Source organism: Pseudomonas sp. W2Aug9 (assembly GCF_023127755.1).
Classification (GTDB): domain Bacteria; phylum Pseudomonadota; class Gammaproteobacteria; order Pseudomonadales; family Pseudomonadaceae; genus Aquipseudomonas; species Aquipseudomonas synxantha_A.
Genome location: NZ_SPKL01000037.1, coordinates 151,589 through 173,504 on the forward strand (window position 1 = coordinate 151,589; position 21,916 = coordinate 173,504).

A 21,916-nucleotide genomic window follows, 5' to 3' on the forward strand; every position below is an offset into this window, starting at 1 on the left:
GTTAAGTAACCGGGGCTGTTCTTGCAGCCCCGAGTTGTTTCTGATTCATTAGACGAGACTGACTTCATGGCCCTCGACATTCACGCCCATCGCATCCTGATCCTCGATTTCGGTTCCCAGTACACCCAGCTGATCGCCCGCCGCGTGCGTGAAATCGGCGTGTACTGCGAACTGCACCCGTTCGACATGGACGACGCAGCGATCCGCGAATTCGCCCCTAAAGGCGTCATCCTCGCCGGTGGCCCCGAGTCCGTGCACGAAGCCAACAGCCCGCGTTGCCCGCAAGCGGTATTCGACCTGGGCGTACCGGTGTTCGGTATCTGCTACGGCATGCAAACCATGGCCGAACAACTGGGCGGCAAGGTGGAAGGCTCCGAGCTGCGTGAATTCGGTTATGCCCGTGTGGACGTGGTCGGCAAGAGCCGCCTGCTGGACGGCATCGAAGACCACATCGACGCCGACGGCCTGTTCGGCCTCGACGTCTGGATGAGCCACGGTGACAAGGTCACCAAGATGCCGGAAGACTTCCACATTCTGGCCAGCACCCCAAGCTGCCCGATCGCCGGCATGTTCAGCGACGAGCGTCGTTACTACGGCGTGCAGTTCCACCCGGAAGTGACCCACACCAAGCAAGGCGGGCGCATCCTGTCGCGCTTCATCCTCGACATCTGCGAGTGTGAAGCCCTGTGGACCCCTTCGAAAATCGCTGAAGACGCCATCGCCCAGGTGCGCGCTCAGGTCGGTACCGACAACGTGTTGCTCGGCCTGTCCGGCGGCGTGGACTCCTCGGTAGTTGCTGCCTTGCTGCACAAGGCCATCGGCGACCAGCTGACCTGCGTATTCGTCGACAACGGCCTGCTGCGCCTGCACGAAGGCGAGCAAGTGATGGCCATGTTCGCCGAGAACATGGGCGTCAAGGTGATCCGCGCCAACGCTGAGGAGCAGTTCCTCAACAACCTGGCCGGCGAGTCCGACCCGGAGAAGAAGCGCAAGATCATCGGCCGTACCTTCATCGACGTCTTTGATGCCCAGTCCAACAAACTGGACAACATCAAGTACCTCGCCCAAGGCACCATCTACCCAGACGTGATCGAGTCGGCCGGCGCCAAGAGCGGCAAGGCCCACGTGATCAAGTCCCACCACAACGTGGGTGGCCTGCCTGAGGAAATGAACCTCAAGCTGGTAGAACCGCTGCGCGAGCTGTTCAAGGACGAAGTCCGCCGTCTGGGCCTGGAACTGGGCCTGCCGTACGACATGGTCTACCGCCACCCATTCCCAGGCCCGGGCCTGGGCGTGCGTATCCTCGGTGAAGTGAAAAAGGAATACGCCGACCTGCTGCGTCGCGCCGACCACATCTTCATTGAGGAACTGCGCAAGGCCGACTGGTACCACAAGGTCAGCCAGGCGTTCGTGGTGTTCCAGCCGGTGAAATCGGTTGGCGTTGTAGGCGATGGTCGTCGTTACGCCTGGGTTGTTGCGCTGCGTGCCGTAGAGACGATCGACTTCATGACAGCGCGTTGGGCACACCTGCCTTACGAACTGCTGGAGACGGTCAGCGGCCGTATCATCAATGAAATCGAAGGCATTTCGCGCGTGACGTATGACGTGTCGAGCAAGCCGCCGGCGACGATTGAGTGGGAGTGAGCCTCGGCGAGGTGTGAGGAAAGCCGCTGACGTGTTCAGCGGTTTTTTTTGGTCAGCATATTGGTCTTCACCCAAGGTTGTCGGATGCGGTCGGCCCGGCCAGCAATGTGCGGAATAAAACTGAGCGCGACCACTTGCTTAAGATTTTGTAAGTACGCGTATGTCGTATTCGGATTTTTTCTTGGGTTGGAGTGGGAAAAAAATGAAAAGTAAACTTGAAGAAGCTTTTCGAGAAGCGGCACACGCAGCAGACCGTGCAGTCAATGCTGCGATGCTGAAGTATGCGGACGGATTAGTTACGGATGAAGACGACATCACGGGGGCGCTGATCGGCCGGTTGGACTCTGCTTTTGACGAAAAAATTGGTGGTATCACATGGTCTTCCTCCATTCTTAGGCACCGTAAGGGGGTAGCTGCACAAGAGAAGAAGGCTGGTGCAGACATGCTGTTCCACGTCTCAATCCAGACACCGCAGCTCACCTACTCAAAGGGGGTTCTGATTCAATCGAAGAGGATTGATGAAGGTATTGCAATGCCAGTGATTGGTCATAAAGAACTTCTTGGTCAGTGCGACAAGATGCTGGATATCACTTCGGCTTCGTTCGTTTTCAACTATACGAAGTCAGGAATGCGCTGCGCATCCGCAACGAAGATTGCTGGGACAAGTAGCCGCATATTGAGCGACTCGTGCAACCTGACTTCATATCGGTTCTTCTTGGAGCTTTTCCGATGCACCACTGGAGATCGCCGCATTACTTCAGCCAAGTTTGATGATCTTCGGATACCTCAAGGCATCGCCATTAAGGGAATACTGGGCTAAGAACTGCTTCGCCGCTGACCTTGAGGGGCGTGGGTCACCCTTAGCGCACCGGGGAAGTAAGGAACAAGGATTGGAGGTGTTTGCATAACAGTAATCGGCGTCTAGTATTGACCGAACAATCTAACAGTAAATTCTCTGAAGCTTGCTTTATTACGGGCGTTTTGCATTTTCTTCTGGTAGGTCTTGGCTGGCCCGAACCGCTCTTTGCGAAGTACGGATCTAGTTTTTGACTTGTGCTCCTACTTTATATCTTAAAAAAGCAGTAGATTGGCCTTCGAGGAAAAGTTTCAAGCTTAGAATTCTAGTTGTAGGGTCTTTTTCTTCTATCCAGTCAAGGCATGATTTTAGTAAGTGCCAGGCGGCAAGAATGTCAATTTTTTTATTACTTAGCGGCATTGAGAAATCGTGTTTGACACATGTTTTCGATTGTAAGTGTTCAAATTGACAGCGAATTAGTGTGTTTTCCGCGAAGTGCTCTATAGCTCTTGATTTGGTATGTGCCCAAACTCCGAGCTCAAGCGTGAAAAGTTCAAGGCCCGTTTTTATGTCTTCTGCCTCAAGCCTTACAGTGTCTGCTAGCTGACCTTCGCTTTCGCAGGCACTTAAGGCGTTTACGACGGTAGCTTTACAGAGGTTGCTTGAAATCACTGTAACAGGGTAACTCATCTCAAGAGACAACGCTGGTGCCCTTTCTAGACGATTTGTCACCACTTTAATATTCGATGCATAGCCAGTATCAGTAGATATCTTTCGAAATTTTTCCAGGGTTTCAGGTGCATAGATATCATTTAAGGACTCTGTTAGTACGATGCCGCCTACAACCGCGCTTAGGAATCTAGCGGGTGCTTCGTACTCGTCTTGCTGATTTGGGTTCCAGCGCTGTGAGCTTTTTAGAGAGTGGTGTCTAAGCTTGCCCCGTAAGAGGATAATAAGAGTTATCTTTTCTCTGGGTGTTGTACTTTTGGTGAATAAATTTTTTAGGTGTTCCGATTCGGTGATCTGTTTGTCTTTTATTTCTAGGATTGATTGTTCAAAGTTGCTGCAAAAGATCATATTTTTGGATAGTAAGTCCACTTGTTGGGTGGTTTTGGTTTTGCCGTCACAATAGCGAGTTTCTAAAAAAAGAAACATTTGATTGTATGAGTCTATGTATCGACCTGCCTCATAGGCGATACGTCCCTCACGAAAGTGAGAAGTCGATTCGATGCGAAACTCATCAATGTCTCCAGCGCAAAATGATCTTCCTATCTGTTCGAAATCACAACATCTATTCATTGCGTCGTTTTCAATGCTGCGAAATGATTTGATATGAATTTGGCTTTGCTCTAACGGGTTTTCCGCAATGAATCGCATCTCGTAGCTGTCGAAGTCTAAATCAAATAGCTGTTGGCTGATGACGACGGCTTGCCAGTTTAATACCTTTTTCAAAGCGATTTTTACGAATTCATTGCCTCTCATATTTATTTGAGGTATGCCTGATTTTTTTGCAGGCCGTACAATCTGGGGTGCATTCTCGATGGCTACGTTGGGGAAAGAAATACATACTTTTTGAACGATATTGTCTTTTCGCTCTAGAGTAAATATGACGTCATCAATCTGTATTGGCCAACTTTCCATAACCTCAACATAATTTTTTACGCTGAAAGCAATCGTGATGATCATGGTGTTCATCCTTGATAGTTTAATGCGTGTTTGCAAAGTGGGATGTTACCGTCTTTGCCTGAGTGATCACACCTTTCTTACCACAATGCTTTGAGGGCATACGTGTGATCTAGCTCGCGCTAGGTCAGAGTGATGATCTGTCGGATGGGCGCGGCCCGTGCTACCTTTTGCTGGGAATCGGCGCGATGACATTGGTAGGGGCACATGGAACTGAGTGCGTTAAAGAAACGGCTGCAGAAACACCTTGGCGACGGCCTAGTGTTGGTCATTGGCTCCGGATTGTCTTGCGCGGAAGGCGTGCCTGGGATGGGCCCACTTGGGCGGCATCTCGTCACGCATATTCCAGCGAGCCTTTCTCCAGACGACAACAAACTGTGGGAGGATATCTATCCTCTCATTGAAACTGATGGGTTGGAGGCAGCCTTGCTAAAGCATGCTCCGACGCCATCCCTAGAGGCCGCTATTGTTCAGAGCACAGGCGATTTTATTGCTTCTGCCGAAGCGGGCATTATTTCCGAGGTGTTCAGCAACACGAGGACGCTTCGCCTGACCAGCCTTATCCCCCATTTGTTGAAGCCGGATACGGGCATTCCAATCGTTACGACAAATTATGACCGTCTTGTCGAACTTGCATGCGAGGAGGCCAAGCTAGGGGTCGATACGATGTTCTCTGGCCATTTTGCTGCGCGGCTTGACCCTCAGGAAAGCTACTGGAGCTTCTGCCGTAGCGTCAAGCTAGTGGGCAAGCATGTGCGGTATAACTTCGCTTCGAAGGCAAACGTCTTCAAACCGCACGGTAGCCTTGACTGGTATCACCGCGAAGGCAATCCGGTACGCTACGCTGGATCACTACCACTTCCTCGACTCATCATTACGCCCGGTTTAAACAAATTCAGAAGCGGTTACGAAAGTCCATTCGATAAGCATCGTGAAAAAGCAAACGATGCTATCGACAAGGCTCGCTATTTTCTCATTATTGGTTATGGCTTCAATGATGATCACTTAGAAACTCATCTGACCCCTCGTATCAAGTCAGGTGTGAAGACGGTGATTTTAACGTTTTGGCTATCTCCTAAGGCGCGGGTATTGGCCTTTGAGAACAAGAATGTGATTGCGGCAGAGCTGCACCAAGAGGGTGACACTGTCGGTACCCGCTTCATCATCGATGGAACGGAAAAATTTTATCCCAATATCAATTTTTGGGATCTAGACGGGTTTGTGAAAGGAGTTCTATCCGTATGACTGGTGCAGCGCTCGACTTTACAGATAATGACCAAATTGGACGCGTCGCCGGTGTCGACACCAGCCGCGTAGCCATTGACGTCACTAACTCCGAAATGCTGACCCGCGTTGGTATCGGGCAGCTCATTGCGATTAGGGGTGTAACGCAGGCTGAGTTCCTGATTGCGATGGCTGATCGGGTTACCCGCTCACTCCGTGAGGAGCTTCCTGACCCCGCAGATGGTGAGTTCGGAACGCTGACAGTTTCGCCTTCTGATCATATGCAAGCTTTTGTCATTGGCACATATCGAACGGTTGATGGCGACAAACCCGACACTTTTAAGCGAGGGGCAGATAGCTTCCCTCAAATTGATCGGGAGTGCTTCGTCATCGAAGCAGCCAATCTGCAACGGTTTATGGGCATCCTGGGTGCAGGCCTTTCGGAGAATGAGCGCTTAAAGCTCGGCACGTTCGTCGCCGACCGGAGCGCGGAAGCTATAGCAAGCGGCGACAAATTTTTTCAACGGCATGCTGCGATCCTCGGCAGTACCGGGTCAGGAAAGAGCTGGGCGGTTGCGCTTATTCTTGAAAGGGCAGCCAAACTCAAGTTTCCCAACATAGTGGTTTTCGACATGCATGGCGAATATCAACCACTTGCGGATAAAAGCAAAGGCGGATTTGCACAGCGGTTTCGCATCGCCGGACCTAGCGATTTAGCCGCGCCAAAGGATGATGCGTTGTTCCTCCCATACTGGTTGCTAAACCGCGACGAAATGCTGTCGATGGTCTTGGACCGAAGTGATCAGAACGCACCCAACCAAGCCTCTCGCTTTACCCGCCACGTGCGTGAACTAAAGGGAATCACCCTCGATGATTCGGGTAAGGCCAAGGTTAAAGAGACCTTTACAGTCGATTCGCCGATCCCTTATGCCGTAGCGGACTTAGTCGCTCGTTTGAAAGTCGACAATACGACGAAAGGGGTTGGGGCTAAAGGCGCCGCTGTAAAAGGCGAATGGGAAGATAAACTGACGCGTTTCATCTCCCGGCTCGAGGCAAAGCTTGACGATCGCCGATACGGTTTTATGTTCTCGCCACCACCGGAGTCGTTGGATTACGGATGGCTCGCCAAGCAGATCGTGAAACTGCTTCGCGCCGACTCAAATAACGGCATTAAGATCATTGATTTCTCCGAGGTACCGGCTGATGTGCTTCCGGTCGTTACCGGAACACTGGCCCGTCTGCTTTATGACGTCCAGTTTTGGATGAGCGCGGATGCCCGCACACCGATCACGTTGCTTTGTGATGAGGCGCACCTCTATCTGCCAGTTAAGGATGACGCTGACGCCGTTCAACGACAGGCTCTGTGGTCATTTGAACGCATCGCTAAGGAAGGTCGGAAGTATGGCTTCTCTTTACTTGTAGTGAGCCAGAGACCATCTGATGTCAGCCGCACGATTCTGTCTCAGTGCAATAATTTTCTAGCTCTCAGGTTGACGAACGACAGCGATCAGAATGTCATCAAGAGGCTTATGCCTGATTCTTTAGTCGGCTTAACGGCTATGCTTCCCCTGCTCGACACGGGCGAAGCCCTCCTGCTGGGTGATGCTGTACTTCTCCCGACGCGGATCAAACTGGATCAACCTCAAGTGAAGCCTGATAGCGCGACGCGAGACTTCTGGAGGGAGTGGGGTACGCTTATGCCCGACGAAAAGCTACTTGAGGCTGCAGTCGAGTCTTTGCGCAGTCAGTCGCGGGCAGGTGGCTAGCACTTTCTCTTGCTCCACTTACCGGCAAGTCGATGGAAATCGAAGCATGGCACTTATCATGGTATTGAGCAGGAGGAATGGCATTTATACCCATATTTTAATGGGTTAATACGGTCGATTGATAATAGAGTGGGAATGATCCTGCAATAGCAGGTGAGTGCTGAATAACAGAACCCCGGCCTGGTGCCGGGGTTTTGTGTTTTTGGGGATGTCAGTGCCTGATCAAGCAGCCTATGGTTGGCCAGGATGCACGCGAGGCATGACTCGCGCGATGTCGGAGCTTTCCGAATACCGAGGCACTCACCCAGAGTTCGAGGCGGTAGGGGAGAAGATGATCTTCCCGGATTACGCTCAGCGCCGCGCAATATCCGAAAAGTAAAACTTATCCAGCGTATGCCGCGACTCGGTGTACTCGAACTGCCTCCCGTCCTGCAAAAACGTCTGGTTACTCACCACGATCACATGGCTTTGCCCATCGAGATCCAGATGCGCCTGGTCGTCCTTGCTGCGCGGCAGGGCTTCGATGGTGCGCTGTGCATAGCTGATCTGCAGCCCCAGCGTTTGCTCGATAAACGCGTAGATCGACTGCTCGGCAATCGAGTGGTCCAGGCCGGGGATCAGGTCGGCAACGAAGTGGTTGATGTCCAGGATCACGCGCTTGCCACCGATACGTCGTACGCGTTTGACGCGGGTGATCAGCGTGCCGGGCTCGGCTTCGATGTGTTGCAGCAAAGAACCTTCCAGCGGGATTTGGGTGAACTCGACGACGTCAGTGCGTACGTCATCGCCCAGGTCGGCGTGGGTCTCGTGAAAGCTGACGATGCCGCCCAACTGGAACTCGATCGGGTTGGGCGACAACACAAAGGTGCCCTTGCCATGGATTTTTTGCGCAAAGCCACGCTCCTGCAACTGCTCGATGGCGCGTCGCACGGTGCCACGGCTGGCCTGGTAGGCGTCCATCAGTTCGGTTTCGGAGGGAAGGCGCGTACCGCGTTGCAGGCGTTCGGTGGTGATGCTGGCAAGCAGATCCGTATAGATCTGGTTGTATTTGCTCATGAGATGGCTCTGTGCCTGGCTTGCATTCAAGGCAGGAACCTTAGTGGCAGAGGTGGGGTTTGTCCATTGGATAGCCGTGCAGGTGAGGGAAAAATCTGACAGTAAGCTCCCACATATAAACAAAAGTGTAACTCGTACAGACGAGTTGTTGATTTAACTCGTACAGACGAGTACTTTTCCCTCCTCGGCGTGCTGCCAATGACTGCCACCCATAAAAACAATCACAGTGGAAAACGAGCATGAGCCACGACTATTCGTCTACTGCCCGCGAGATTCTCGAGCACCTCGGGGGCCGCGATAACCTTGAGCAAGCTGCCCATTGCGTGACCCGCCTGCGCCTGGCGCTCAAGGACCCAAGCCTGGTCAACGGCAATGCGTTGAACCAGGTCGATCTGGTCAAGGGCTCGTTCTTTACCGGCGGCCTGTTCCAGGTGGTGATCGGCCCCGGCGAAGTGGAGAAGGTCTATGCCGCCCTGCGCGAACTGACCGGCCTGGCCGCCTCAACCATTGCCGACGTGAAGAAAGCCGGCGGCGACAAGACCAACCCCATGCAGCGTCTGGTGCGGGTGTTTTCCGATGTGTTCATGCCGATCCTGCCCGCGCTGATCATCGCCGGCCTGTTGATGGGCGTGAACAACCTGATGGGCGCCAAGGGCATGTTCATCGAAGGCAAGACCCTGCTGGAGGCCTACCCGAACCTGGATGGCCTGTGGAGCCTGATCAACCTGATGGCAAACACCTCGTTCGTGTTCCTGCCGGCGTTGGTGGGCTGGTCGGCAGCCAAGCGTTTTGGCGGCAGTGAAATCCTCGGCATTGTGCTGGGCCTGATGCTGGTGCACCCCGACCTGCTCAACGCCTGGAACTACGGCAAGGCGGTCGCCGGCCTCGACGGCCAGAGCCTGCCGTACTTCGATATCTTCGGCTGGTTCCAGATCGAGAAGGTGGGTTACCAGGGGCAGATCCTGCCGATCCTGATGGCCGCCTTCGTCATGAGCGTGATCGAGAAGTGGCTAAGGGCGCGGGTACCGAATGCGATTCAATTGCTGGTCGTGCCGATCACCACCATCGTTGTTACCGGCGTGCTGGCCCTGGCGATCATCGGCCCGGTCACCCGCCACCTCGGCATCCTGATTACCGAAGGCCTGGTCACCCTGTTTGAGATTGCACCCATGATTGGCGGGGCGATTTTCGGCCTGCTGTATGCGCCATTGGTGATCACCGGTATGCACCACATGTTCCTGGCCGTCGACCTGCAGCTTATTTCGACCCAGGGCGGCACCTTTATCTGGCCAATGATCGTCATGTCCAACCTGGCCCAGGGCAGCGCCGCATTGGGCGTGTTCTACATGACCCGCAATGCGCGGGACAAAAGCATGGCGTCCACCTCGGCAATTTCGGCTTATTTCGGCATCACCGAGCCGGCGATGTTCGGGGTGAATCTGCGCTTCAAGTTCCCGTTCTACGCCGCTCTGCTGGGCTCGGCGCTGGGCAGCATTTTCCTGTCGCTGAACAAGGTAACGGCTTCGGCCATCGGCGTCGGTGGCTTGCCCGGGTTTATCTCGATTGTGCCGAGTGCGATTCCGATGTTTGTGATCGGCATGATCGTGGCGATGGTCGTGCCGTTTGCGCTGACTTGCCTGTTGAGCATGAAGATCATTCGGCCTGGCTACCGGGTCGCCTGATCAATCGCCACCGGGGGCAAGCCAGCTCCCACAGGTTGAACGCATTTCAACTGTGGGAGCTGGCTTGCCTGCGATGAGGCCAGAAGGGCCAGCACCCAACTCTACTGAAGGAACCCACCATGCAAACCTGGCAACACTCGGTGATCTACCAGATCTACCCCAAAAGCTTCCACAGCCACGCGGGTAACGCTACCGGTGACCTGCTGGGCATCGTCGACAAGCTCGACTACTTGCACTGGCTGGGCGTGGATTGCCTGTGGGTCACCCCGTTTTTGCGCTCACCCCAGCGCGACAACGGCTACGACATCAGCGATTACTACGCCATCGACCCCAGCTACGGGACCATGGCCGACTGCGACTTGCTGATCAGCGAAGCGGCCAAGCGCGGCATCAGGCTGATGCTCGACATCGTGGTCAACCACACCTCCGTCGAGCACGAGTGGTTCCAGCAGGCACGCAGCAGCCTCGACAACCCTTACCGCGACTTCTACATCTGGCGCGACCAGCCGAACAACTGGGAGTCCAAGTTCGGCGGCTCGGCCTGGGAATACGAAGCGCAGACTGGCCAGTACTACCTGCATCTGTTCGACCACACCCAGGCCGACCTCAATTGGGACAACCCCAAGGTGCGCGCCGAAGTGTTCAAGATGATGCGCTTCTGGCGTGACAAAGGCGTGGGTGGGTTCCGCCTGGACGTGATCAACCTGATCTCCAAGCCCGCCGATTTCCCCGAAGACACCAGCGACGGCCGCCGCTTCTACACCGACGGCCCGCATGTGCACGAGTACCTGCAGCAAATGCACCGTGAAGTCTTCGACGGCCATGACCTGATCAACGTGGGCGAGATGTCGTCCACCCGCCTGGAACACTGCATTCGCTACTCGAATCCGGCCTCGAAAGAGCTGTCGATGACCTTCAACTTCCATCACCTGAAAGTCGATTACCCCAACCTGCAAAAGTGGGTAAAGGCCGATTTCGATTTCCTGCAACTCAAGCAGATTCTCTCTGATTGGCAGACAGGCATGCAGGCCGGTGGCGGTTGGAACGCGCTGTTCTGGTGTAACCACGACCAGCCACGGGTGGTTTCGCGATTTGGTGATAACGGCGAATATCGCGTGGTCTCGGCCAAGATGCTTGCCACCGCGCTGCACTTCCTCCAGGGCACACCCTATGTGTACCAGGGCGAAGAACTGGGGATGACCAACCCGGGCTTTGACAGGATCGAACAATACCGCGATGTAGAAACCCTGAATATCTTCCGACTCAAGCGCGATGCGGGAGAGTCCGAAGCATCGAGCATGGCGGCGATCATGCAGAAGTCCCGCGACAACGGGCGTACGCCGATGCAGTGGAACAGCCAGGCCAATGCCGGTTTCAGTCGTGGCGAGCCCTGGATTGGCATCCCGGACAACGCCGCGCGCATCAATGTCGAAAGTCAGCTGGATGACCCGGACTCGGTGCTGCATCACTACCGAGCATTGATCGCCCTGCGGCGCCGCGAACCTCTGATCCAGCAAGGCGTTTATCGCCCGCTGCTGCAAGACCATTCCAAGGTTTGGGCCTACCTGCGTGAAGGCCAGGGCGAGCGCCTGCTGGTGCTCAACAACTTCTACGGCACGCCGTGCGAAATCCAATTGCCCGATCAGGTGATCAACGCGGCGTGCGAACAACGTTTGCTGATCAGCAACTACCCCGACTGCCCGGTGCGCACGAGCACGGTGGTGTTGCGCCCTTACGAATCGTTTGTGCTGCACCTCAAGGGCTAAGCCGCCCTACGGGCGATCGCGTCACGCAAGACAGTAAGAAATAACAATAAAAATAAAAGGAGCGCTTCATGAAAACAAAAATAAAGCTGGGTCTTATCGCCTCTTGCCTCGCTGCGCCGTTTGGCGCCCAGGCTCTGGAATTCGCCGGTTACTTGCGCAGCGGCGCAGGCACATCGACGGGCAGTGGCAAGCAGCAATGCTTCCAACTACCGGGGGCGCAAACCAAGTACCGCTTGGGCAACGAATGCGAGCAATACGCTGAGCTGGAATTACGCCAGGACCTGCTGACCCTCGATGACGGGTCGGTGTTCAGCGTCGATGCCATGGCTTCCCTCTACAACCAGTACGACCGTGCCCTGAAATTCCAGGGCGAAAACAACGGTTCGGCGCGTATGCCGCAGATGTACGCGCAATGGTCCAACCTGCCCAGCCTCAATGGCGGTTCGCTGTGGGCCGGGCGGCGTTACTACAAGCGTAACGACATCCATATTTCCGACTTCTACTACTGGAACCAGAGCGCCACCGGAGGCGGAATCGAGGACGTGCTGATCGGCGGCTTGAAATACAGCTACGCGCTGTCACGCAAGGACAACCTGTACCAGAAGGAATACGCCACCCGTCACGACTTCAACGTCGCAGGTTTCAATACCAACCCTGGCGGCGAGCTGGAGCTTGGCTTGAGCTACATCGCCAAGGCTGGCGGGCGTGACGCCAACAGCGGATGGGCGCTGACCGCGCAGCATGTACAAGCTGCATTCCTGGGGGGCAAGAACAAGTTTGCCCTCCAGTACGGCGAAGGCCCAGGTACCGGCCTGGGCTATACCGGCAATACCGCGTTGGACAGGAGCAGCAAAAGCTACCGGGTAGTGGAGTTCTTCGACTGGCAGGTGACCCCGCGTTTCGGCGGGCAAGTTGAAGCGGTGTACCAGAAAGACGTGCGCCCAGGGCGCCAGGACCAGAATTGGATCTCCCTCGGCGTGCGACCGGCATATGCCATCAGCGAGCAATTCAAACTGGTCGCTGAGCTGGGTCACGATCAGGTTGACGCCACGGGGGGCACGCGCAAGTTGAGCAAATTCACGTTCGCTCCGACCTGGTCGCCCAAAGGTCCTGAATTCTGGGCTCGGCCGGAAGTGCGGTTGTATTACACCTATGCGTCCTGGAACCAGGCGGCCAAGCGTGCGGCCAATGAGCTGGCGGCGGGTTCGGCATTATCTGATACCGGTGCCTATGGCACTGCGCGGCATGGCTCGAACATGGGTGTACAAGTCGAGTACTGGTGGAAGTAATTCGGTAGCTCCCAATGATCTTTAAAAAACACAACAACAGGTGAAGTCATGACCCCATCTAAACCCCTGACACTGCTGGCGCCCCTGTCCGGGGTCCTGCTGGCGCTGGATCAGGTACCCGACCCGGTATTTTCCGGTCGCGTGATCGGCGACGGGCTGTGCATCGACCCGACCTCGCAGACGCTCTGCGCGCCGTTGGCCGGGGTGATCAGCAACATTCAGGACAGCGGTCATGCGGTCAGTGTCACCGACGACAACGGCGTGCAGGTGTTGCTGCATATCGGTCTGGACACCGTGAACCTGGCTGGCCAGGGTTTCACCCGTCTGGTCGAGGAAGGCCAGCGGGTGGAGGCTGGGCAGCCGCTGATAGAGTTCGATGCCGACTATGTGGCGCTCCATGCACGCAGTCTGCTGACCTTGATGCTGGTGGTGAGCGGCGAGCCGTTTGAGCTGTTGGTGGCAGACCGGGCGTTGGTCGAGGCCGGCCAGCCACTGTTGCGAGTATCGCCCGGGCAGGTATCTGCCGAGTTGGATGAGGAGGAGGGTAACGCGCTGTTCTCCAAGCCACTGACTGTGCCCAACGCTCATGGCTTGCACGCCCGGCCTGCGGCGGTGCTTGCCCAGGCGGCGAAAGGGTTCAACTCGAGCATTTACCTGCACAAGCAAACCCAGAGTGCGAATGCCAAGTCCCTGGTGGCGATCATGGCGTTGCAGACCTGCCAGGGCGACAGCGTGCAGGTGAGCGCGGCGGGCGGAGATGCCGAGGCGGCGATCCAGGCCCTGGTGGCGTTATTGCTCGACGGCTGTGGCGAGACCTTGCCGGTAGCGGTCGAGAAAATCAACACGCCCGCCGCGCCGGCATCTTCGGCCACCGTGTTGCGAGGTGTCTGCGCATCGCCGGGCTCGGCGTTCGGCCAGGTCGTCCAAGTGGCTGAGACGGCGCTCGATATTCCCGAAGCTGGCGCCGGAGAAACCTTTGAGCGGGCCGCATTGGCGCGTGGCCTACGGGCGGCAAGCGAGGCGCTGCAAGACTTGCAAGCCAAGGCGGCCGGCAGTGCCCAAGCCGAAATTTTCCGCGCTCATCAGGAATTGCTCGAAGATCCAACCCTGCTTGAACAAGCCTATAGCCTGCTGGCCGAGGGCAAGAGTGCCGCCTTTGCCTGGAACCGCGCCACAGTGGCGACCGCCCGACTCTTCGAGGGCTTGGGTAAGGCACTGCTCGCTGAACGTGCAGCGGACTTGGCCGACGTTGGTCGGCGCGTGCTCAAGTTGATCCTGGGCGTGCCCGAGCGATCCATGGAGCTGCCGGAGTGCGCCATCCTGGTCGCCGAGCAACTGACACCCTCACAAACCGCCGGCCTGGATACCGGTAAAGTCCTGGGCTTCGTCACGGTCGCCGGTGGCGCTACCAGTCATGTGGCAATCCTTGCCCGCGCGCTGGGCCTGCCCTCTGTTTGCGGGGTGCCGAGCCAGGTATTGGCCCTGGCCAACGGCAAACGGGTACTGCTCAATGCCGACAAAGGCGAGCTGCATCTGGAGCCGGACCTGGCTGAAATCGAACAATTGCAGGCGGTTCGCCAACAGCAAAAGCTGCGACTGCAACGTGAGGTGGCACAGGCCTCACGGGCGGCGGTCACCCGCGATGGGCATCACGTTGAAGTCACCGCCAATGTCGCCTCGTTGCAGGAAGTGGAGCAGTCCCTGACCCTGGGCGGGGAAGGCGTGGGCCTGCTGCGTTCGGAGTTCCTCTACCTGGACCGTAACCGCGCCCCGAGCGCCGAAGAACAGGCTGGCACTTACAGCGCCATCGCTCGCGCCCTGGGCACCGAGCGCAATCTGGTGGTGCGCACCCTGGATGTGGGCGGCGACAAACCCTTGGCCTATGTGCCGATGGAGAGCGAGACCAACCCGTTCCTTGGCCTGCGCGGTATTCGCCTGTGCCTGGAGCGCCCCGAACTGCTGCGTGAACAGCTGCGCTCGATCCTTGCCAGTGCAGGCTTGGCGCGACTGCATATCATGTTGCCGATGGTCAGCCTGCTGTCGGAGCTGCACCTGGCGCGCAAGATGCTCGAAGAAGAGGCATTGGCGCTTGGGCTGACCGAGTTACCGAAGCTGGGCATCATGATCGAAGTCCCCAGCGCAGCGCTGATGGCGGATGTGTTTGCGCCCCATGTGGATTTCTTCTCCATCGGCACCAACGACCTGACCCAATACACCCTCGCCATGGACCGCGACCACCCGCGTCTGGCCAGCCAGGCCGACAGTTTCCACCCGGCGGTACTGCGCCTGATCGACATCACGGTCAAAGCGGCCCATGCCCACGGCAAGTGGGTGGGGGTATGTGGTGCGCTGGCCTCCGAAACAGTGGCAGTGCCGGTATTGATCGGGCTCGGTGTGGATGAGCTGTCGGTGAGCGTGCCGCTGATCCCGACCATCAAGGCCACCGTGCGTGAGCTGGACCTGCACGACTGCCAGATCATCGCCCGCCAGGTGCTGGGCCTGGAAGAAGCCAATCAAGTGCGTGAGGCCCTGCGGCTGTACCACGCGGCTACCGTTGAAACCTCATCTGTCGTGGAGCACTGAGCATGTTCGAGAAATTGCAGCGGGCGTTCTGGAAAGCCCTGACGCCTGATTTGGTGGCGGAGACGGTTGCCGCACCGACACCGAGCCTGTTGTCGGCCGAGGTGCTGAGTGCATTGGGCGGGGAGGGGAACGTTACTTCACAGAAGCGCGTGGCGCTGACGCGTGTGAGGGTGCAATTGAAGGAGGTGGGTGGGTTGGATGAGTCGGCGTTGAAGGCTGCCGGTGTACCCGCAGTGATGGTACTGGCGGGCGGCGTGGTCCATCTGCTCACCGGCCTATAAAGGCTACGATGATCAAATGTGGGAGCCGGGCTTGCCCGCGATAGCAGTGTGTCAGGCGCCGAATACCTTGACTGTCAGGCCGCCATCGCGGGCAAGCCCGGCTCCCACAGGGATTTGCAGTGTGCGGGCTGTCGTGATCAGAGTTGAGGGCTGTCCTGCGACGGCTTGGTCTTGTCCACACCCGGCACATGCAGGTTGCCTTCCACCACCTGGTTGCCTTCCAGCTGCGGCTGGGTCACCCAGGTAAGAATGTCGTAGTAACGCCGGATGTTCGCCACAAAATGCACCGGCTCCCCGCCACGCGCATAACCATAGCGGGTCTTGCTGTACCACTGCTTCTGCGACAAGCGCGGCAGCATCTTCTTCACGTCCAGCCACTTGTTCGGGTTCAGGCCTTCTTTCTTGGCCAGGATACGTGCATCGTCCAGATGACCGGTGCCGACGTTATAGGCGGCGAGGGCAAACCAGGTGCGGTCGGGCTCGGCGATCTTGTCGTCCAGCTCATCCTTGATCCTGGCCAGGTACTTGGCGCCGCCCATGATGCTCTGCTTGGGGTCCAGGCGGTTGGACACGCCCATGGCTTGGGCGGTGTTCTGGGTCAGCATCATCAGGCCGCGCACGCCGGTCTTGGAGGTGACCGTCGGTTGCCACAGCGATTCCTGGTAGCCGATGGCTGCCAGCAGCCGCCAATCGACTTTCTCTGCCTTGGCATAGGCACGAAAGTGCTTCTCGTACTTGGGCAGGCGTTGTTGCAGATGCTGGGCAAAGGTATAGGCGCCCACATAGCCGAGTACGTCGACATGTCCGTAATAGCGGTCTTTCAGACGCTGCAACGTGCCGTTCTTCTCGACCTTGTCCAGGTAGCTGTTGATTTCGTTGAGCAGGCTGTTGTCGTCGCCTGCCGCCACGGCCCAGCTTTGGTTGCTGGCATTGCCGAGGTCGAACGCCACGCGCACATTGGGAAAGTACACCTGGTTCATGGCGACTTCGTTGGAGTCCACCAGGGTCAGGTCGATCTGCCCCTCGTCGACCATGCGCAGCAGGTCGACTACTTCAACGGCGTCGGACTCTTCGTATTCGATTGCAGGATTCTGTTTCTTCAGCGCCGCAAGCTGTTCGGCGTGGGTGCTGCCCTTGAGCACCATGATCTTCTTGCCCGCCAGATCGGCTGCATTGGTGGGGCGTGATTGGCCGTTGCGATAGATGATCTGCGGGGTCACTTCCAGGTACGGGTGGGAAAAACGCACCTGCTGCTGGCGCTGTTCGCTGCTGACCAGGCCGGCGGCGGCCAGAACCGGGCCGTTGGGTTTGCCCAGCTGACCGAACAGGTCATCGAGGTTGTCGGCGGTCTCGATTTCCAGCTTCACGCCCAACTCGTCGGCAAAACGCTTGACCAGTTCATATTCGAACCCGGTCTCACCGTTACGGTCCTGGAAATACGTGGCCGGACTGTTCCGGGTGACCACCCGCAATACGCCATCCTCCTTGATTCGCTCAAGCGTGCTGGGCTTATCAACACAGGCACTGAGCGTCAGGAAGAGCAGGGTGGCGATGAGCCATTTGACCCATCGCGGGCGCAAAACAGTTGGGGAGAACATCTGCGCAGTATACGCAAACGGCCCGTGGCGCCATATCTCGACAGCGCTGCACTTGTCTGCTAGCGCGGTTAAAACTGTGCTGCAGCCCGCAGAAACGCGGCCTGGAGCGCCATTGTGACGGTTAAAATAACTGCCCTCGACACCGCGGATTTCCTGCCGATGCCGTGCAAACCCTGCCAACTGACGTTCGGCAGCGGCCACCGGTGCCGTTTCGGGTGCCGTTGGCGAAGGTTTACGCTAGAATGCACGGCCTCAAAGCACACCCCTTCCCGAGGCTGTCCCGAAGATGTTGATCCTGCGCGGCGCTCCTGCCCTTTCTGCCTTTCGCCACAGCAAACTCCTTGAGCAACTGAGCCAGAAGGTTCCAGCTGTTACAGGCCTGTACGCTGAATTTGCTCACTTCGCCGACGTTACCGGCGTCTTGACCGCCGACGAACAGCAAGTGCTGGCACGCCTTCTGAAGTACGGCCCAAGCGTTCCCGTTCAAGAGCCGACTGGCCGCTTGTTCCTGGTTCTGCCGCGGTTCGGCACCATCTCGCCCTGGTCGAGCAAGGCCAGTGACATCGCCCGCAACTGCGGCCTGGATAAAATCCAGCGCCTGGAGCGTGGGATCGCCTTTTACGTCGCTGGCCAGTTCAGCGATGCCGAAGCCGAGCTGATCGCCAGCAGCCTGCATGACCGCATGACCCAGATCATCGTCAGCCAGCTGGAGCAGGCTGCCGGCCTGTTCAGCCACGCTGAGCCCAAGCCGCTGACCGCGATTGACGTGCTCGGCGGCGGCCGCGCCGCCCTCGAGAAGGCCAACACCGAGCTGGGCCTGGCCCTGGCCGAAGACGAGATCGACTACCTGGTCAACGCCTTCACCGGCTTGAAGCGCAACCCCCACGACATCGAACTGATGATGTTCGCCCAGGCCAACTCCGAGCACTGCCGTCACAAGATCTTCAACGCCAGTTGGGATATCGACGGCCAAAGCCAGGAAAAAAGCCTCTTCGGCATGATCAAGAACACCTACGTGATGCACAGCGAAGGCGTTCTGTCGGCTTACAAGGACAACGCCTCGGTCATCGTCGGCTCCGTCGCCGGTCGCTTCTTCCCGGACCCGGAAACCCGCCAGTACGGCGCGGTGCAGGAGCCGGTGCACATCCTGATGAAGGTTGAAACCCACAACCACCCGACCGCGATTGCCCCGTTCCCGGGCGCAGCCACCGGTTCCGGCGGCGAAATCCGTGACGAAGGCGCCACCGGCCGTGGCGCCAAGCCCAAGGCGGGCCTCACCGGTTTTACCGTGTCCAACCTGCAGATTCCGGGCTTCGAACAGCCGTGGGAAGTGCCGTACGGCAAGCCTGAGCGCATCGTCACCGCGCTGGACATCATGATCGAAGGCCCCCTGGGCGGCGCCGCGTTCAACAACGAATTCGGGCGTCCGGCGCTGACCGGTTACTTCCGTACCTTCGAACAATCCATCACCACCCCGCGTGGCGATGAAGTGCGCGGTTACCACAAGCCGATCATGTTGGCCGGCGGCATGGGCAACATCCGTGAAGAACACGTCAAGAAAGGCGAGATCCTGGTCGGCTCCAAGCTGATCGTGCTCGGCGGCCCGGCGATGTTGATCGGCCTGGGCGGCGGCGCGGCTTCCTCCATGGCCACCGGCACCAGCTCGGCAGACCTGGATTTTGCTTCCGTACAGCGCGAAAACCCTGAGATGGAACGCCGCTGCCAGGAAGTCATCGACCGTTGCTGGCAATTGGGCGACAAGAACCCGATCAGCTTCATCCACGACGTCGGCGCCGGCGGTTTGTCCAACGCCTTCCCGGAACTGGTCAACGATGGCGACCGCGGTGGCCGTTTCGAACTGCGCAACATTCCAAACGACGAGCCGGGCATGGCCCCGCACGAAATCTGGAGCAACGAATCCCAGGAACGCTACGTGTTGGCGGTCGGTCCTGAAGACTTCGCACGCTTCCAGGCCATCTGCGAACGTGAGCGTTGCCCGTTTGCCGTGGTCGGCGAAGCCACTGCCGAGCCGCAGCTGACGGTTACCGATAGCCACTTCGGCAACAGCCCGGTAGACATGCCGCTGGAAGTGCTGCTGGGCAAAGCCCCGCGCATGCACCGTTCGGCGGTACGTGAAAACGAACTGGGCGATGATTTCGACCCAAGCACGCTGGAGCTGGCCGACAGCATTGAGCGCGTGCTGCACCACCCGGCCGTGGCGAGCAAAAGCTTTTTGATCACCATCGGCGACCGCACCATCACTGGCCTGGTTGCCCGTGACCAAATGGTTGGCCCATGGCAGGTGCCGGTGGCCGACGTTGCCGTCACCGCCACCAGCTTCGACGTGTATACCGGTGAAGCCATGGCCATGGGCGAGCGCACGCCGCTGGCCCTGCTGGACGCACCGGCGTCGGGCCGCATGGCCATTGGTGAAACCCTCACCAACATCGCCGCCTCGCGTATCGGCAAGCTGTCCGACATCAAACTGTCGGCCAACTGGATGTCCGCTGCCGGCCACCCCGGTGAAGATGCGCGCCTGTACGACACCGTCAAGGCTGTCGGCATGGAGCTGTGCCCGGAACTGGGTATCACCATTCCGGTGGGCAAGGACTCCATGTCCATGGCCACTCGTTGGAATGATGAAGGCACCGACAAGAGCGTCACCTCGCCACTGTCGCTGATCGTCACCGGTTTCGCACCGGTCACCGACATCCGCCAGACCCTGACCCCGCAACTGCGCATGGACAAGGGCACCACCGACCTGATCCTGATCGACCTGGGACGTGGCCAGAACCGCATGGGTGCCTCGATCCTGGCGCAGACCCATGGCAAGTTGGGCAAACAGGCACCGGACGTCGATGACGCCGAAGACCTGAAAGCCTTCTTCGCCGTGATCCAGGGCCTCAACGCCGACGGCCACCTGCTGGCTTACCACGACCGTTCCGACGGTGGTTTGCTGACCAGCGTTGTCGAAATGGCCTTCGCCGGTCACTGCGGCCTGAATATCGTGCTCGACAGCGTTGCCGAGGATGCTGCCGAAATCAACGGCATCCTGTTCAACGAAGAGTTGGGCGCCGTGATTCAGGTGCGTCAGGACGCTACCCCTGATGTACTCGCCCAGTTCAGCGCTGCCGGCCTTGCCGAATGCGTGGCGGTGATTGGCCAGCCGATCAACAACGGCGAAGTCAATATCTCGTTCAACGGCGACACGGTCTTTACCGGTCAGCGCCGCTTGCTGCAACGCCAGTGGGCCGAGACCAGCTACCAGATCCAGCGCCTGCGCGACAACGCCGACTGCGCCGAGCAGGAATTCGACGTGATCCTGGAAGAAGACAACCCGGGCCTGAGCACCATGCTCAGCTTCGACGTCAACCAGGACATCGCCGCGCCTTACATCAAGAAGGGCATTCGCCCACAGGTTGCCGTACTGCGTGAGCAGGGCGTCAACGGTCAGGTGGAAATGGCCGCGGCGTTCGATCGCGCCGGTTTCAATGCGATTGACGTGCACATGAGCGATATCCTCGCCGGTCGCGTTGATCTCAACGAGTTCAAAGGCCTGGTGGCCTGCGGTGGTTTCTCCTACGGCGACGTGCTGGGTGCCGGTGAAGGCTGGGCCAAGTCGGCCCTGTTCAACAGCCGTGCTCGCGACGCGTTCCAGGGCTTCTTCGAACGCAACGACAGCTTCACCCTGGGTGTGTGCAACGGTTGCCAGATGATGTCCAACCTCAGCGAACTGATCCCGGGCAGCGAGTTCTGGCCGCACTTTGTGCGCAACCGTTCCGAGCAGTTCGAAGCCCGTGTCGCCATGGTGCAGGTGCAGGAGTCCAACTCGATCTTCCTGCAAGGCATGGCCGGTTCGCGTATGCCAATCGCCATCGCCCACGGTGAAGGCCATGCCGAGTTCGCCAGCGAAGAAGCGCTGCTTGAAGCCGACCTGTCCGGCACCGTGGCCCTGCGTTTCGTCGACAACCACGGCAAGGTCACCGAAAGCTACCCGGCCAACCCGAACGGCTCGCCACGCGGCATTACCGGCCTCACCAGCCGCGACGGCCGCGTGACCATCATGATGCCGCACCCGGAGCGCGTATTCCGCGCCGTGCAGAACTCGTGGCGCCCGGAAGAGTGGAACGAAGACGGCGCCTGGATGCGCATGTTCCGCAACGCTCGCGTGTGGGTGAACTAAGGCCGTGTACAAGCTCGCCTTCTTTGTGCCCGACAGCCATGTAGAGACGGTGAAAACCGCCGTCTTCGCAGCCGGCGGCGGGCGCATCGGCGACTACGACAGCTGCGCCTGGCAAGTGCTGGGCCAGGGCCAATTCCGCGCGTTGGACGGCAGTCAGCCGTTTATCGGGCAGGTCGGCCAGGTTGAAGTGGTTGAGGAATGGAAGGTTGAGCTGGTGGTGGCGGATGAGTTGATTGTGGCTGTTGTGGCTGCTCTCAAACTTAGCCACCCGTATGAGACACCGGCGTATGAGGTGTGGCCGTTGGCGGATTTTTGATCGGCTGGCTGCATAAACAAGAAACCCGCTGGGCCAGTTTGGTCAGCGG

Annotated in this window: 14 protein-coding genes; 11 read left to right on the plus strand and 3 right to left on the minus strand. The window is 58.0% G+C overall.

The genetic code is table 11. The features are described 5' to 3' along the window. The first annotated feature begins 66 nt into the window (after positions 1-66). Both guaA and E3O56_RS25330 read left to right on the plus strand, forming a co-directional pair. Entirely contained in the window at positions 67-1,644 is a 1,578-nt protein-coding gene (guaA, locus tag E3O56_RS25325) for a glutamine-hydrolyzing GMP synthase (protein WP_005791155.1), read from the plus strand. Between the two features lie 202 nt (positions 1,645-1,846). Continuing rightward, complete coding sequence (locus E3O56_RS25330; protein WP_248129151.1) at positions 1,847-2,464, plus strand: hypothetical protein; 618 nt, start codon at positions 1,847-1,849, stop codon at positions 2,462-2,464. 219 nt (positions 2,465-2,683) lie between these two features. Here the strand turns inward: E3O56_RS25330 and E3O56_RS25335 are convergent, their stop codons facing one another. Continuing rightward, the gene (locus tag E3O56_RS25335; protein ID WP_248129152.1) at positions 2,684-4,126 is read right to left on the minus strand and encodes a hypothetical protein; all 1,443 of its coding nucleotides are present in this window, start codon (positions 4,124-4,126) and stop codon (positions 2,684-2,686) included. 204 nt (positions 4,127-4,330) lie between these two features. Here E3O56_RS25335 and E3O56_RS25340 point away from each other — a divergent pair, with 204 nt between their 5' ends. Next, positions 4,331-5,368 (plus strand): SIR2 family protein, encoded by a 1,038-nt coding sequence (locus tag E3O56_RS25340; protein WP_248129153.1) that lies wholly within the window; start codon positions 4,331-4,333, stop codon positions 5,366-5,368. Beyond that, complete coding sequence (locus E3O56_RS25345; protein ID WP_248129154.1) at positions 5,365-7,113, plus strand: ATP-binding protein; 1,749 nt, start codon at positions 5,365-5,367, stop codon at positions 7,111-7,113. The genes E3O56_RS25340 and E3O56_RS25345 overlap by 4 nt, the downstream gene beginning before the upstream one ends. 351 nt (positions 7,114-7,464) lie before the next feature. On the opposite strand, the gene treR is transcribed toward E3O56_RS25345, so the two are convergent. Beyond that, on the minus strand, positions 7,465-8,169 hold the full coding sequence (treR, locus tag E3O56_RS25350; RefSeq protein ID WP_032879617.1) for a trehalose operon repressor: 705 nt from the start codon (positions 8,167-8,169) through the stop codon (positions 7,465-7,467). A 239-nt stretch (positions 8,170-8,408) separates the two neighbouring features. Between treR and treP the strand changes: the two genes are divergently transcribed. The 5 genes from treP (at position 8,409) to E3O56_RS25375 (ending at position 15,770) form a co-directional block, all read left to right on the plus strand. Next, positions 8,409-9,851 carry a PTS system trehalose-specific EIIBC component gene (gene treP / locus E3O56_RS25355; protein ID WP_032879618.1) on the plus strand — a complete coding sequence of 481 codons (1,443 nt, stop codon included), beginning with the start codon at positions 8,409-8,411 and terminating at the stop codon, positions 9,849-9,851. 119 nt (positions 9,852-9,970) lie between these two features. Beyond that, positions 9,971-11,617, plus strand: a complete 1,647-nt coding sequence (treC, locus tag E3O56_RS25360) for an alpha,alpha-phosphotrehalase (RefSeq protein WP_248129155.1) — start codon at positions 9,971-9,973, stop codon at positions 11,615-11,617. A gap of 68 nt (positions 11,618-11,685) precedes the next feature. Continuing rightward, a complete protein-coding gene (locus E3O56_RS25365; protein ID WP_005791151.1) occupies positions 11,686-12,906 on the plus strand; it encodes a carbohydrate porin in 1,221 nt (406 codons plus the stop codon). Positions 12,907-12,954: 48 nt separating this feature from the next. Further along, positions 12,955-15,489 carry a phosphoenolpyruvate--protein phosphotransferase gene (ptsP, locus tag E3O56_RS25370; RefSeq protein ID WP_248129156.1) on the plus strand — a complete coding sequence of 845 codons (2,535 nt, stop codon included), beginning with the start codon at positions 12,955-12,957 and terminating at the stop codon, positions 15,487-15,489. Between the two features lie 2 nt (positions 15,490-15,491). Beyond that, entirely contained in the window at positions 15,492-15,770 is a 279-nt protein-coding gene (locus E3O56_RS25375; protein ID WP_103734897.1) for a PTS transporter subunit EIIB, read from the plus strand. 137 nt (positions 15,771-15,907) lie between these two features. On the opposite strand, the gene mltF is transcribed toward E3O56_RS25375, so the two are convergent. Continuing rightward, positions 15,908-17,368 (minus strand): membrane-bound lytic murein transglycosylase MltF, encoded by a 1,461-nt coding sequence (mltF, locus tag E3O56_RS25380; protein WP_248129157.1) that lies wholly within the window; start codon positions 17,366-17,368, stop codon positions 15,908-15,910. A gap of 286 nt (positions 17,369-17,654) precedes the next feature. On the opposite strand from mltF, the gene purL reads away from it, so the two are divergent. Continuing rightward, positions 17,655-21,551: a phosphoribosylformylglycinamidine synthase gene (gene purL / locus E3O56_RS25385; protein ID WP_032879622.1), complete on the plus strand. Its 3,897-nt coding sequence runs from the start codon at positions 17,655-17,657 to the stop codon at positions 21,549-21,551. 4 nt (positions 21,552-21,555) lie between these two features. Next, positions 21,556-21,867: an NGG1p interacting factor NIF3 gene (locus E3O56_RS25390; protein ID WP_248129158.1), complete on the plus strand. Its 312-nt coding sequence runs from the start codon at positions 21,556-21,558 to the stop codon at positions 21,865-21,867. The last annotated feature ends 49 nt before the right edge of the window (positions 21,868-21,916 follow it).

Excerpts from the sequence above, each read along its gene's own strand:
- E3O56_RS25340 (WP_248129153.1), top strand. The coding sequence starts at position 4,331 with ATGGAACTGAGTGCGTTAAAGAAACGGCTGCAGAAACACCTTGGCGAC.
- E3O56_RS25330 (WP_248129151.1), top strand. The coding sequence starts at position 1,847 with ATGAAAAGTAAACTTGAAGAAGCTTTTCGAGAAGCGGCACACGCAGCA.
- purL (WP_032879622.1), top strand. The coding sequence starts at position 17,655 with ATGTTGATCCTGCGCGGCGCTCCTGCCCTTTCTGCCTTTCGCCACAGC.
- guaA (WP_005791155.1), top strand. The coding sequence starts at position 67 with ATGGCCCTCGACATTCACGCCCATCGCATCCTGATCCTCGATTTCGGT.
- mltF (WP_248129157.1), bottom strand. The coding sequence starts at position 17,368 with ATGTTCTCCCCAACTGTTTTGCGCCCGCGATGGGTCAAATGGCTCATC.
- ptsP (WP_248129156.1), top strand. The coding sequence starts at position 12,955 with ATGACCCCATCTAAACCCCTGACACTGCTGGCGCCCCTGTCCGGGGTC.
- E3O56_RS25335 (WP_248129152.1), bottom strand. The coding sequence starts at position 4,126 with ATGATCATCACGATTGCTTTCAGCGTAAAAAATTATGTTGAGGTTATG.
- E3O56_RS25365 (WP_005791151.1), top strand. The coding sequence starts at position 11,686 with ATGAAAACAAAAATAAAGCTGGGTCTTATCGCCTCTTGCCTCGCTGCG.
- E3O56_RS25375 (WP_103734897.1), top strand. The coding sequence starts at position 15,492 with ATGTTCGAGAAATTGCAGCGGGCGTTCTGGAAAGCCCTGACGCCTGAT.
- treR (WP_032879617.1), bottom strand. The coding sequence starts at position 8,169 with ATGAGCAAATACAACCAGATCTATACGGATCTGCTTGCCAGCATCACC.
- E3O56_RS25345 (WP_248129154.1), top strand. The coding sequence starts at position 5,365 with ATGACTGGTGCAGCGCTCGACTTTACAGATAATGACCAAATTGGACGC.
- treC (WP_248129155.1), top strand. The coding sequence starts at position 9,971 with ATGCAAACCTGGCAACACTCGGTGATCTACCAGATCTACCCCAAAAGC.
- treP (WP_032879618.1), top strand. The coding sequence starts at position 8,409 with ATGAGCCACGACTATTCGTCTACTGCCCGCGAGATTCTCGAGCACCTC.